This is a genomic window from Bacillus sp. 1A, assembly GCF_052682215.1.
Genome location: NZ_JBQYLZ010000001.1, coordinates 4,788,567 through 4,801,574, shown reverse-complemented (window position 1 = coordinate 4,801,574; position 13,008 = coordinate 4,788,567). Strand labels below are relative to the sequence as shown.

Sequence of the window (13,008 nt, the reverse complement as noted above, 5' to 3'; positions counted from 1 at the left end):
CAAGATGAGAAGTGACATGATTAAAAAAGGTTTTGATAAAGCGCCACACCGTAGTTTATTAAAAGCAACTGGTTTGAAAGATGAAGATTTTGATAAACCGTTTATAGCTATCTGTAATTCTTTTATTGAAATAATTCCAGGTCATAAGCACTTAAATGAGTTTGGAAAACTTGTTAAAGAAGCAGTACGTGCAGCAGGTATGGTTCCATTTGAATTTAATACAATTGGAGTAGATGACGGTATTGCGATGGGGCATATCGGTATGCGTTATTCGCTTCCGAGTCGTGAAATCATTGCAGATTCAGTAGAAACGGTTGTAAATGCACACTGGTTTGATGGCATGATTTGTATTCCAAACTGTGACAAAATTACACCTGGTATGATGATGGCTGCACTTCGTATTAACATTCCAACTGTGTTTGTTTCAGGTGGTCCGATGGCGGCTGGAAAAACGTCAAAAGGAGACGTTGTCGATTTAAGTTCTGTTTTCGAAGGTGTAGGAGCTTATCAATCTGGTAAAATTTCAGAAGAAGAATTAAAGGATATTGAAGATCATGGCTGTCCATCTTGTGGTTCTTGTTCCGGTATGTTTACAGCAAACTCTATGAACTGTTTATGTGAAGTATTAGGTTTAGCTCTTCCTGGTAACGGAAGTATTTTAGCTATTGATCCAAGACGTGAAGAATTAATTAAACAAGCAGCAGAGAAATTAAAGATTTTAATTGAAAGAGATATTAAACCAAGAGACATTGTAACGGAAGAAGCAATTGATGATGCGTTCGCGCTTGATATGGCAATGGGTGGATCAACGAATACAGTATTGCACACGTTAGCGCTCGCACAAGAAGCGGGTTTAGATTACGATATGAACCGTATTGATGCCGTTTCAAGACGTGTACCACATTTATGTAAAGTAAGTCCTGCCTCCAATTGGCATATGGAGGATATTGATCGAGCAGGCGGAATTAGTGCAATTTTGAAAGAGATGAGCCGAAAAGAAGCGGTGCTTCATTTAGACCGTATTACTGCTACTGGGCAAACATTAAGAGAAAACATTGCTCATGCAGAGATTAAAGATAGGGAAGTTATTCATTCTCTCGAAAACCCTCATAGTGAAGAAGGGGGATTACGTATATTAAAAGGAAACCTTGCGAAAGATGGGGCAGTTATTAAAAGTGGGGCAACAGAAGTAAAACGATTTGAGGGACCTTGCGTTATTTTTAATTCACAAGATGAGGCACTTGCGGGCATTATGCTTGGAAAGGTTAAGAAAGGCGATGTAGTTGTTATTCGCTATGAAGGACCAAGAGGCGGTCCTGGTATGCCGGAAATGTTAGCACCAACGTCAGCGATTGCTGGTATGGGATTAGGTGCAGATGTTGCGCTATTAACGGATGGACGTTTTTCTGGAGCTTCACGTGGTATTTCGGTAGGGCATATTTCGCCAGAAGCAGCTGCGGGCGGAACAATTGCACTTCTCAAGCAAGGGGATATCGTTTGTATCGATGTTGAGGAAAGATTGTTAGAAGTAAGAGTTAGTGATGAAGAATTAGATAAGCGTAAAAAAGAATGGAAACGACCAGAACCGAAAGTGAAAACTGGCTGGCTTGGACGTTATGCGCAGATGGTAACATCGGCGAATACAGGTGCAGTTCTAAAAATCCCGGATTTTGATTGAGCCAATTTAAAAGAGATAAGGATGATATGAAATGGTGCAAAAGGTAAAGGAGAGAGTGAAAATTGAAGATATCTTAATGGCACATAATTGCATGAAAGATATCGTTATTAAAACACCGTTACAACGTGATACAGTTTTATCTGAGAAATATGATTGTGACGTTTATGTAAAACGAGAAGACTTACAATTAATTCGCTCTTTCAAAATTCGTGGTGCGTACAATTTAATTCAAAGTTTATCGAAAGAACAATTACAAAACGGTGTTGTTTGTGCAAGTGCTGGTAATCATGCACAAGGAGTTGCTTATACGTGTAATTTATTGAAGATTCCGTCAAAAATCTTTATGCCAACAACGACACCTAAACAAAAAGTATCGCAAGTACAATTTTTCGGTGGTGATTTTGCGGGAATTGTATTAGTTGGTGATACATTTGATAGCTCGTTCCAAGAAGCACAGCGCTATTGTGAGGAAAATAGAATGACTTTCGTTCATCCGTTCGATGATCCGTATGTTATTGCTGGTCAAGGAACAGTGGCAGTTGAAATTATGCATGATCTGGAGAAACCAGTTGATTATATCTTTACAGCAATCGGCGGTGGTGGGCTAGCATCAGGTGTTGGTACATATGTAAAAGGTGTTAGTCCTGCTACAAAGGTCATTGGCGTAGAGCCGATGGGAGCTGCATCTATGAAAGAGGCTTTTCTTCAAAACGAAAATGTCGCGTTAGAGAAAATAGATAGTTTTGTTGATGGGGCAGCTGTCAAAAAAGTAGGGAAGTTAACATTTGAAACGTGTAAAGATGTAATTGATGATATTGTTTTAGTACCAGAAGGAAAGGTTTGTACGACGATTTTAGAACTGTATAAGAAAAATGCAATTGTAGCTGAACCGGCTGGTGCACTATCTATTGCAGCGCTTGATTTATATAGAGATGAAATAAAAGGTAAAACAGTTGTATGTACGCTAAGTGGTGGAAATAACGATATTGATAGAATGCAAGAGATGAAAGAACGTTCTCTCATTTACGAAGGGTTAAAGCATTATTTCATCATTGAATTCCCGCAGCGTTCAGGTGCACTAAGAGAGTTTCTTGATAAGGGATTAGGGCCAGAAGATGATATTACTCGTTTTGAATACATTAAGAAACATAATAAAGAAAATGGTCCAGCACTAGTCGGAGTAGAGTTGAAACATAAAGAAGATTATGAGCAATTAATTACTCGTTTTAAAGAAAATAATATTCAATTTATGGAGCTTAATAAAAATCCTATTTTGTTTGATTTGTTAATTTAATAGAAGCAAAGGGGTAACATACAGTTGTACCTGAAATAAAAAAGATAGATGCAAACAGCGGAAATGCTGCTTGTATCTATCTTTTTATAATTACACTATATACTTTCCATATTCAAGTAGGATAAAGCTAGTTAACCAAAAGAGTATCGCAATGCGAATAATTGCATACATTGTAAATTCAAAGGGAGAAAGTTTTCTCTCTCGTTTTATTTTTTTTAGAAGTCTAACAGAAAAAAATGAACATAAAAGTAGAACGGCTATAGATATTTTATAAATATTCTCTAACAAACTTACATTTTCTAATAAGTCTTTCAGCATGTTCATCACCTATTCTGTAAAGTATGTTACAGAGAAATAGATTTTGCGCTGTCTAGTTTCGTTTGTTTTTTATGTTCCCTGTATCATCAATATCTACATCAGTTGAAATCGTTTGTAAATACTGTAGAGCTTTTTTCTTTTCTTCCTCATTTACAGGTGAAATTTGGTTGTTGCGAATGATGTAAGGATTGAATGACATTTGGACATCCTTTCCTTTAAAAGTTAAAGTTAATACGCCAGTTTCAGCGCTTTTCCCACTCACATAACTTGGGAATAAAAAGTTACCTAATGAATAAGCGATAGGAACTTTATTATAATACTCAAATCCTTGTAACCAATGCGGGTGACTCCCGACAATCGCGTCAGCTCCTGCTTCAACCATTTTAGGTACATATTGTTTTTGGTATTCTACCGGACGATTTGATTTTTCAACGCCCCAATGCATATAGACGATTAAATAGTCTGCATCTTTCTTTTGCTCTTTAATTGTTTTTATTACAAGATTTAAATCATATCCGTTCGCAACACCAGGTTTATTGTCACCAGCTACCCAATTCGTATCAGGCATAAATCGAACGAAGGAAAGAAATTTGAACTTTTTCCCTTTTACAGTCATTTCTCGTGCAGTATATGCATCTTTTGCATTTTTTCCGGCTCCAATGTAAGGGAACTTTAATTTTTCTACGTGAGAGATCGTATCTAATAATCCCTCTTGACCGTAATCAAGTGTATGATTATTTCCGATATTTACGATGTCATATCCAGTGTTTTTTATCGCTTGAAGCGTGGATGGATCACTTTTAATCCAAAACAGTTGTCCAGGAGCTTTCTTTTCTCTTGTTGTAAATGCTGACTCTAAATTAACGAAAGAAATATCAGCTTTTGTTATTTCTTCTTTTACATGTTGGAATGGATAATCAGCCCCGTTTTTTTCGATTACAGGACGTAATTGCCAATCGAACATTGTATCACCAGAGAATGTGAGTGTGATTTCCGGATTTTCTATTTTCTTTTCATTTGTTGAAGCGGTTTTACTAGATTTGTTTTGCAAATCGGGTTTGTCTTTCGCCTTTGAAGTAAAAGAGTAGTTAATTAATAAAACAATTGGTGTAATGCAAAAGGCTATTAACAGAACTCGTTTTAGTAAAGTTTTCATAAATACCTTCCTTTTTGAATTTATACCGCAATTTGTGGGCAATAAAACTCACGTTAATTAAAGTTTCACTTTAAGTATAACTACAAAAAATTGCAGTTTATGTAGTGAAAACATTTGTTAATATTCTCAATATTAAGTTAACATATAGATAACCTGTAAATCAATGTATAAACCAAAATATAGAAATAAAGAATTCGAAGGGTGAAGAACGAGAGATGGTTATATTAGGAGCAGTTGTAAATGGGATTTGTATTATATTTGGTACTTTACTAGGAAAATTATTTAGTAGAATTCCAGAAAGTATGAAGGGAACAATTATGCATGCAATCGGTTTAGCGGTTACTGTGCTTGGACTTCAAATGGCATTGAAAAGTGAAAATTTTCTTGTTGTCATTTTAAGTTTAGTTATTGGTACCGTCATCGGGGAATGGCTACAACTAGAGGAAAAGTTAAAGCTGTTAGGAGATTGGCTAGAAAATAAAGTTGGATCGAAAGGGAAAGGGAGCATATCAGAAGGGTTTGTAACAGCTACTTTAATTTTTGCAATTGGTGCGATGGGCATACTTGGTGCACTCGACAGTGGGATTCGCGGAAATCATGATATTTTATTTACAAAGGCGATTATCGATGGGTTTATTTCTATTATATTAACGACAACTTTAGGAATTGGCGTAGTATTTTCGGCGATTCCAGTTATTTTATATGAAGGAGGGATTGCGGTTTTTGCAACACAAATTAATAGTTTGGTCCCGAAAGAATTAATGAATCAATTTATAGTGGAAATGACAGCTACAGGTGGTATTATGATAGCCGCTATTGGATTGAACTTACTTGGTGTTATTAAAATTAAGGTAGCAAATTTACTGCCAGGTATATTGGTAGTTGGAATAATCGTTTCACTTATTTATGGTTACGGTTTAATAGTAAAGTAATAGGGGGGGAGATACATATGGAGGAATTTCAATTTACAAAACGTGTTCATAACATATTGAAGATTGCAGCAGAAGAGGCAGAAAGTAATATCATTCAACCAGCTCATCTGTTTATAGGCATGTGTAAAGAAGGTACTGGAGTTTGCAGCGAGTTGTATATGTATTTGTTTCGTAACGTGGGTACGGATTTTTTAAAAAAACATTCATTACGAAAACGATACGATTTAACGGATCAACATTATAAAAAAATAGGCCAATATAAGTTATCTTATAAGGTGTTAGAAATTTTACAAATAGCGAAGAAACGTATGGAACGTTTTCAGCAAGTAATAATGAATGAAGGACATGTTATATATGCACTATTTCGTGCGGATACGCTTATTGGAAATGCACAAATACAAAAAGATATATTGCATATTATAGCTGAGCCAAGAGATTTAGCGGTCGATTTAAAAGGTTTTGCTCCTACTTATAATGATTTAACTTGTACTGTTAGAAAGGCTAACGCTTCTGATTTTGAACAATTAGCAAGTTTTGTTGAAGCAGAATTTGGTGAACGGTGGTTACATTCGATAGAATATGGATTTCGTACATATAAAGAAAACTTACCTATTTATATAGCAGAACAAGAAGAAGTAATAGTAGGTTTCGCTTGTTACGATGTAGTGAGAGGAAAGAGAGGATTGTTTGGTCCGATGGGCACAGCGAAACAAAATCGTGTGAAAGGTGTAGGGAGGCAATTGTTACATCGTTGTTTACATAGTATGAAGCAAGATGGGTATGAATACGCAATTATTGGACAAGCAGGTCCGATTGAGTTTTATGAAAGAAATTGCAATGCTCGTTTAATACCGATAGAGAATAAGTAACCAACTCCAAATAGGGGAGTTGTTTTTTTTATGAAAAAGATGTAGAGATGTAGTGATTTTTACTGGAAAATAGCGGGTTTTGTGGTAAGTTTTACAAATAAAGCAAATTACTAAACTTTTTACAAGAAAGGGTGTAGAATGGGTATCTAAAGAAAGAAGGTGTGAAAATGGCCAACTGGAAACGAAATTTAATGATTTGTTGGCTAGGTTGTTTTACCACTGCAGCCGGTATGAGTTTAGTAATTCCTTTTTTATCTTTTTATATTGAGGAATTAGGGGTGACTGGCACTTCTAGCATTGCACAGTGGTCAGGACTTGCATTTGGTATAACATTTTTAATGGGTGCGATCGTATCACCAATATGGGGAAAGCTTGGTGATATACATGGACGGAAATTGATGCTGATTCGTGCGAGCCTTGGGATGGCGATTATTATGACGCTTATGGGGTTTGTAACGGACGTGTATCAACTAGTCGCACTAAGATTTTTGATGGGAGCGGTATCTGGTTTCCTTTCAACGGCGATGACATTTATTGCAGCAGAAACTCCGAAAGAACATTTAGGTTGGGCAATCTCCACAATTTCAACAGGTGGCGTGAGCGGTTCTTTACTTGGCCCATTACTTGGTGGTTATTTGTCTGAGTTAATTGGAATGCGCCATGTTTTTCTTGTTACAGGGGCTTTTTTATTCCTTTCTTTTCTCATCGTTTTTTTCTTCCTACATGAAGAGAATCACTCCGCTCAAGCAAAAAAAGTACAACCGAAAAAAGTATGGACGATGGTTCCAGCAAAGCATTTAATTATTAGTTTATTTGTAACAACATTTATTATTCAACTTGCGAACATGTCAATTCAACCTATTATTACATTGTATGTAAAGAATTTAGAAGGCCCAGGAACAGCTCATATTGAAATGATTGCAGGCGCAGTCATGTCTGCGACAGGTTTAGCTATTATTATGGCAGCTCCTAAGTTAGGGAGATTATCAGATCGTATTGGACCTCAAAAAACGTTAGTTGTGGCATTATTTGCGGCAGGAATTATTTTTATTCCGCAAGCATTTGTAACCTCAGCTTGGCAACTATTAATTCTTCGCTTTTTATTAGGTATTGCACAAGCAGGACTATTACCTTCCGTACAAACTCTACTAAAACAACATACACCAACCCATGTAACGGGAAGAATATTTGGGTATAATCAATCGTTTCAGTTTTTAGGAAATATGATTGGACCAGTACTTGGTGGACAAATTGCAGCACATGCGGGCTTCCAATATGTTTTCTTTTCTACTTCATCACTATTATTTATTGCGTGCATTTGGGTTTATTTTCACAATAAGAACGAAGAGGTATCAGAGAAACGACATTTGGAAGTTAGTTAACTAAGTGAATGAAAAATAAAAAGGATGAAGCAACGATTGCTTCATCCTTTTCTTTAAAATTGAAGACAAAGATAGCTTAATGTACCAAGCTCGTAACTGCGGTGAATGACTTCACCGTTATTATCGCCACTTCCCATAGCGATAAATAAAGGAACAAAATGCTCTGCTCTTGGTACTGCTAATTGTGCATGAGGGGCATTGTTCTCCCAATTAAATAATGCATCTTTATCAGTAGTCTGCATATGTTTAATAATCCAATCATCAAATTCAATTGCCCATTGTTCGGGTGTAGTCTGATTCCATTTTAAAGCTCGTAAGTTATGAACGGTAACACCGCTACCGATTACTAAAATATCTTCTTGTCCAAGTCCTTTTAGTGCTTCACCAATTTCAAATTGTTCTTTTGCAGGAAGGAATGGATTGACTGATATTTGGACGACAGGAATAGTTGCTTCTGGATACATACGGTGCAAGAGTGTCCATGAGCCATGATCTAAACCTCTCGTCATATTATGATGGACTGGAATACCTTTGTTTTTAAATTTTGTTTCTAACATAGATGCAATGTTAGAAGAGCCTTTCGCACGATATTTGATTTCGTATAACTCAGGAGGAAAACCTCCAAAATCATAAATTGTTTCATATTCGTTATCTGATGAAGAAATCGTTAATACTTCGCTTTCCCAGTGAGCGGTGAAAATAACAATTGCTTTCGGTTTGAATGTTTCGCCAAGTGTTTTTAAAAACCTTGTATAGTCTGTATCTTGAATAGCAAGCATCGGTGATCCGTGTGCTAAAAATAATGATGGCATCATAATAGAAACCTCCCAAAAATATAATAATTACTTTATGTAAGTAACTATATAATTTTATTTTCTGTTCGTCAATATATTAGTTTAAGAGCTAATTGGAAAGTGGGTCATTTGTCATAATGAAGGCAATTGCATATAATACATAATAAGTATAATGAATGGATATTCATTTTTGATATACATAATAGAGTTGGGGGCTGACGAAATGAACGTACAGGAAAGTTTCGTTACGGCATTGGATGGATCGGAAATTTATTTGCGTAAGTGGTTACCAGAAGGAGATCCGCGAGGGATTATTCAAATTGCACATGGTATGACAGAACATGCAGGTGTTTATACAGACTTTATTGCTGCTTTATTAGAAGCAGGGTATGGTGTTTATGCGCATGATCATAAAGGTCATGGGAAAACAGTGAAAAGAGAAGAAGATTATGGTCATTTTGAACCAAATGTAGGTTGGAATGAGGCTGTGTCTGATGTTATTTTTGTATCAGAAACGATAAGAAAAGAGCAGACATGCTCGTTGTTTTTACTTGGACATAGTATGGGTTCTTTTTTATCAAGACGTGCTGTACAACTTAAAGGTGGATTATATGATGGATTCCTTATTTCAGGAACTGGTGGGAACCCGGGATTCTTAGGAGTCATTGGTCATAAAGTAGCGACAATCGAGATGAAACTACGCGGGGCAAAAACGAAAAGTCCGATGCTAAACTTTTTATCTTTCGGAAATTTCAACTCACACTTTAAGCCAAATCGTACGAAATTTGATTGGTTATCTTCAGATAATAATCAAGTTGATAAATATATTGCGGATCCGTTATGTGGATTTATTTGTACAACAAGCTTTTATCGCGAATTGTTTTCCGGTGTATTAGAAGTAAATAAACTAGAAGAGTTTAAGAAAACACCGAAAAATCTTCCAATACATATTTTTTCAGGAGATCGTGATCCTGTTGGGGATATGGGGAAAGGTGTAAAAAAAGTATATGAAAATTATAAAAAATGCGGCGTGAAAGATGTAACACTTCGTTTATATGAAAATGGAAGACATGAAATGTTCCATGAAGTGAATAGAGATGAAGTATTTAAAGATTTGATTTCGTGGTTAGATGCGCATAATAGATGAGAAAGCTAAGCCCAAACCGTTTGTAGTTTGGGCTTGTATTTATAAATTTGTTAGAGATAAAGACAAAGAATTTTTGGGGATTTTCTTCAAAGAAATATAGAAACAGTTTCAAGGAGAGGAATATATGAGATTTGGAATTATTGGCCCATCCGAAGATGAAATTATGCCATTTATTGAAGAGATGACTAATAAGGAAATAACGAACCTTGCGATGTTAACGTTTCATAGTGGGAAATATGCAAATGTGGAAGTTGTTGCATTATATTGTGGTGTATGTAAAGTTAATGCAGCTATTGCAGCTCAAATATTAATAGATAAGTTTAATGTGACACATATTATCGTAACAGGTGTTGCAGGAGCGATTGACAAAGTATTGAAAATTGGAGATACAGTAATTTCAACAGAAATAGCATATCACGATGTTGATGAAGGGATATTAACTGAATATCATCCGTGGATGGAAAGTGTATATTTTAAAACGGATCGTACACTTCTTGAATTGAGCCGTGAAGTAATCGAGAACAATCAATTTACCCAAAATATTTATTTTGGAAAAGTTGTTACTGGGGAAGCGTTTATTAGTGAAAGCGGTCGTACAGAAATAATTTCTAAATACAATCCACTTTGTGTAGATATGGAAACTGCAAGTATAGCTCACGTCTGTTATGCTAACACGATTCCCTTTTTAGCAGTGAGATCAATAACGGATACAGAAGAAGCGTCTGGCCTAGAAGTGTTTGAAGATAATTGTGTTTCTGCTTCACATCATTCCATTCATTTTGTTAAAAAGATATTAGAATCAGTGAAAAAGTAAAGAAATATTGCATGATAGAAAACCTCACTTTTTAGAAGTGAAGTTTTTTTAGGTAATGGAGTAATAGTAGATGCGAGATTTTTAGATGAATTTCTAATCAAACTTTTTATACTGGGCAACAGATACCTATTCATAATAGTAGTATAATAGTGAATGAGGTGTTAATAGAATGGAAGATAAAACATTGGGGATATTACTAGATGTTGTTGGGGAATTATTTTCAGATGAAATATCAATCGCCGTTTCGAATACGAAAGAATATATTTACTATCGGCCAAGTAAACGAATTGATTTAAAGATTAGCGCCGGGGATCCTATTAAGGAAGGAACGATTGCTCATAAAGCAATGGTAACGAAGCAAAAAGCCTCTGAGTTTATTAACCGTGATGTTTTCGGTATTCCTTATCATGGAATGGCCGTACCATTTTCAAATAATGGCAAGATTGAAGGGTGTGTGACGGCAATTTATCCCGCTTTAACGGATGGTAAGTCAGTCGTTACTTTAAAAACAACAGACGGATGGGTTCCAGTTCCTTTTTCAAAGGTCATGTATTTAGAGGCTAAAGATAAAAAGACGTATGTGAATTCAGAAGAGTTAACAGGAACACATAAATACTCACTACAAGAATTCGAATACTTACTTCCGAAAGATTCGTTTATTAGATGCCACCGTTCCTTTATTGTAAATGTTAATCATATTAAAGCGATTTATCCTGATACGCATTCTACCTTTTTACTTTCTATGGATAACGGAGAGAGGGTACCAGTAAGTCAATCATACGCCAGTTATTTTCGTAAGCTTCTAGGATTCTAAAAAATTCTGCTTTAGAACCTAGATTCGCTGTTTTATCTGAATTTTCGGCATTGTGTAAGAAAATCCCTATTTTGATGGTGTTAATGTGTAAAATAATTATGAATATTCATTGGGAGAGGGATTACATATGGAGAATAATTTAGATAGAATTAGGGATCAACGATTAAAAGATCGCGTAGTTACACCTGAAGAAGCAGCTTCATGGATTGAAAGTGGAATGACTTTAGGATTAAGTGGATTTACACGTGCTGGTGATGTAAAAGCAGTCCCATTTGCACTTGTAAACCGAGTTAAGAATGATAAATCTTTTAAAGTAAATGTTTATACAGGGGCGTCCTTAGGTTCGGATGTAGATAAATTATTTGCTGAGGCAGGAATTTTAGGGAAAAGATTGCCTTTCCAAGCAGATGCAACTATGCGAAAAGGAATTAATAACGGAGACTTTTTATTTGTGGATCAGCACTTATCTCATACAGCAGAGTTACTTCGTGCTGACGTTATGGATATAGATTTCGCTATCTTGGAAGCGGTTGCGATTACTGAAGATGGAATGATTATTCCAACCACTTCAATTGGAAATTCCTTAGCATTCTCCTTAAATGCTAAGTCCATTATTATTGAAATGAATCTGGCTCAATCTACGCAATTAGAGGGGCTGCATGATTTATATGAACCAGGTAAACAAGGGGAAAGACTCCCTATTCCGCTCGTAAAAACGGATGATCGAATTGGAACAATCGGTATTCCAATTGATGCTGAAAAAGTGAAGGGAATTGTGTTTACGAATCAACTGGATTCGCCATCGACAATTGTTCCTCCAGATGAAGAAACTGTTATTATGGCACAGCATTTAATAGAGTTCCTTCGAGAAGAGGTTAAAGTAGGCCGATTAACAAATCGTTTAGCACCGTTACAATCTGGAATTGGTTCAGTTGCTAATGCAGTATTGCACGGCATGCTAGATTCGGAGTTTGAAGATTTAGAAGTGTATTCTGAAGTTTTACAGGATGCGGTCTTTGATCTAATGGATGCTGGGAAAGTCAATTTTGCTTCCTGCTGCTCCATCACGCTTTCTGAAGAGAAAATGCAACAAGTATTTTCTAACTTTGAAAAATATCGTGACAAATTAATGATGCGCCCGCAAGAGATTTCCAATCATCCTGAAATCATTCGCCGCCTCGGATTAATCTCGATTAATACGGCTTTAGAATTAGATATATACGGAAATGTTAACTCTACCCACGTTTTAGGTACAAAAATGATGAATGGTATTGGTGGTTCTGGTGATTTTGCGAGAAATGCACGCCTAGCTATTTTTGTTACTAAATCGATTGCAAAAGGTGGTAACATTTCAAGTATCGTTCCTTTCGTTTCTCATGTAGACCATACGGAACACGATGTAGATGTTATCGTCACTGAACAAGGGTATGCGGACTTAAGAGGACTAGCACCAAGAGAAAGAGTGGAACTAATTATTGAGAATTGCGCACATCCAATGTATCGTGACCAGCTACGAGCTTATTTCGAAGAAGCGCAAACAAGAGGTGGACAAACTCCTCATATTTTAGAAAAAGCTTTTTCTTGGCATACGAACTATGCTAAAAATGGAACAATGCTTGAAGCGGTAGTAGAAACTGTTTAGAAGTGCAAAAATGATTCTTAATATAATATGCCATAAAGGTTAAAAGAAAAAGAACGCCAATTTTCAGGAATGGCGTTTTTTTCTTTTAAAAAATTGTTACCTATTATAAAGAATTATAAAAGTAATCTCTTATTTACGGAAATAAGAGGTTTTTTTAATTACTTTTCG

At 35.9% G+C, this 13,008-nt stretch carries 12 protein-coding genes; 9 read left to right on the top strand and 3 right to left on the bottom strand.

What is annotated here, in order from left to right; translation table 11 throughout:
- Positions 1 to 4 precede the first annotated feature (4 nt).
- Positions 5 to 1,678: a dihydroxy-acid dehydratase gene (gene ilvD, locus ACUN0F_RS24500; RefSeq protein ID WP_445540346.1), complete on the top strand. Its 1,674-nt coding sequence runs from the start codon at positions 5 to 7 to the stop codon at positions 1,676 to 1,678.
- 31 nt (positions 1,679 to 1,709) lie between these two features.
- On the top strand, positions 1,710 to 2,972 hold the full coding sequence (gene ilvA / locus ACUN0F_RS24495) for a threonine ammonia-lyase IlvA (RefSeq protein ID WP_000250350.1): 1,263 nt from the start codon (positions 1,710 to 1,712) through the stop codon (positions 2,970 to 2,972).
- 90 nt (positions 2,973 to 3,062) lie between these two features.
- On the opposite strand, the gene ACUN0F_RS24490 is transcribed toward ilvA, so the two are convergent.
- Positions 3,063 to 3,290, bottom strand: a complete 228-nt coding sequence (locus ACUN0F_RS24490) for a hypothetical protein (RefSeq protein ID WP_264461165.1) — start codon at positions 3,288 to 3,290, stop codon at positions 3,063 to 3,065.
- Between the two features lie 52 nt (positions 3,291 to 3,342).
- Positions 3,343 to 4,446, bottom strand: coding sequence for a CapA family protein (locus tag ACUN0F_RS24485; protein WP_445540345.1), 1,104 nt, complete (start codon positions 4,444 to 4,446; stop codon positions 3,343 to 3,345).
- Positions 4,447 to 4,661: 215 nt separating this feature from the next.
- Between ACUN0F_RS24485 and ACUN0F_RS24480 the strand changes: the two genes are divergently transcribed.
- The 3 genes from ACUN0F_RS24480 to ACUN0F_RS24470 all read left to right on the top strand — a co-directional run bounded on the left by ACUN0F_RS24480 (position 4,662) and on the right by ACUN0F_RS24470 (position 7,629).
- Positions 4,662 to 5,378, top strand: coding sequence for a DUF554 domain-containing protein (locus tag ACUN0F_RS24480; RefSeq protein ID WP_046959081.1), 717 nt, complete (start codon positions 4,662 to 4,664; stop codon positions 5,376 to 5,378).
- Between the two features lie 17 nt (positions 5,379 to 5,395).
- The gene (locus tag ACUN0F_RS24475) at positions 5,396 to 6,247 is read left to right on the top strand and encodes a GNAT family N-acetyltransferase (protein WP_445540344.1); all 852 of its coding nucleotides are present in this window, start codon (positions 5,396 to 5,398) and stop codon (positions 6,245 to 6,247) included.
- Between the two features lie 167 nt (positions 6,248 to 6,414).
- The gene (locus tag ACUN0F_RS24470) at positions 6,415 to 7,629 is read left to right on the top strand and encodes a multidrug efflux MFS transporter (RefSeq protein ID WP_445540343.1); all 1,215 of its coding nucleotides are present in this window, start codon (positions 6,415 to 6,417) and stop codon (positions 7,627 to 7,629) included.
- A 53-nt stretch (positions 7,630 to 7,682) separates the two neighbouring features.
- On the opposite strand, the gene ACUN0F_RS24465 is transcribed toward ACUN0F_RS24470, so the two are convergent.
- Complete coding sequence (locus tag ACUN0F_RS24465) at positions 7,683 to 8,444, bottom strand: DODA-type extradiol aromatic ring-opening family dioxygenase (RefSeq protein ID WP_264461169.1); 762 nt, start codon at positions 8,442 to 8,444, stop codon at positions 7,683 to 7,685.
- Between the two features lie 202 nt (positions 8,445 to 8,646).
- Between ACUN0F_RS24465 and ACUN0F_RS24460 the strand changes: the two genes are divergently transcribed.
- The 4 genes from ACUN0F_RS24460 (at position 8,647) to ACUN0F_RS24445 (ending at position 12,840) form a co-directional block, all read left to right on the top strand.
- Positions 8,647 to 9,570, top strand: a complete 924-nt coding sequence (locus ACUN0F_RS24460) for an alpha/beta hydrolase (protein ID WP_445540342.1) — start codon at positions 8,647 to 8,649, stop codon at positions 9,568 to 9,570.
- Positions 9,571 to 9,694: 124 nt separating this feature from the next.
- Entirely contained in the window at positions 9,695 to 10,384 is a 690-nt protein-coding gene (locus ACUN0F_RS24455) for a 5'-methylthioadenosine/adenosylhomocysteine nucleosidase (protein WP_264461171.1), read from the top strand.
- Positions 10,385 to 10,553: 169 nt separating this feature from the next.
- Positions 10,554 to 11,198 carry a LytTR family DNA-binding domain-containing protein gene (locus tag ACUN0F_RS24450; RefSeq protein ID WP_000389700.1) on the top strand — a complete coding sequence of 215 codons (645 nt, stop codon included), beginning with the start codon at positions 10,554 to 10,556 and terminating at the stop codon, positions 11,196 to 11,198.
- Between the two features lie 127 nt (positions 11,199 to 11,325).
- Positions 11,326 to 12,840: an acetyl-CoA hydrolase/transferase family protein gene (locus tag ACUN0F_RS24445; protein ID WP_264461172.1), complete on the top strand. Its 1,515-nt coding sequence runs from the start codon at positions 11,326 to 11,328 to the stop codon at positions 12,838 to 12,840.
- Positions 12,841 to 13,008 lie beyond the last annotated feature (168 nt).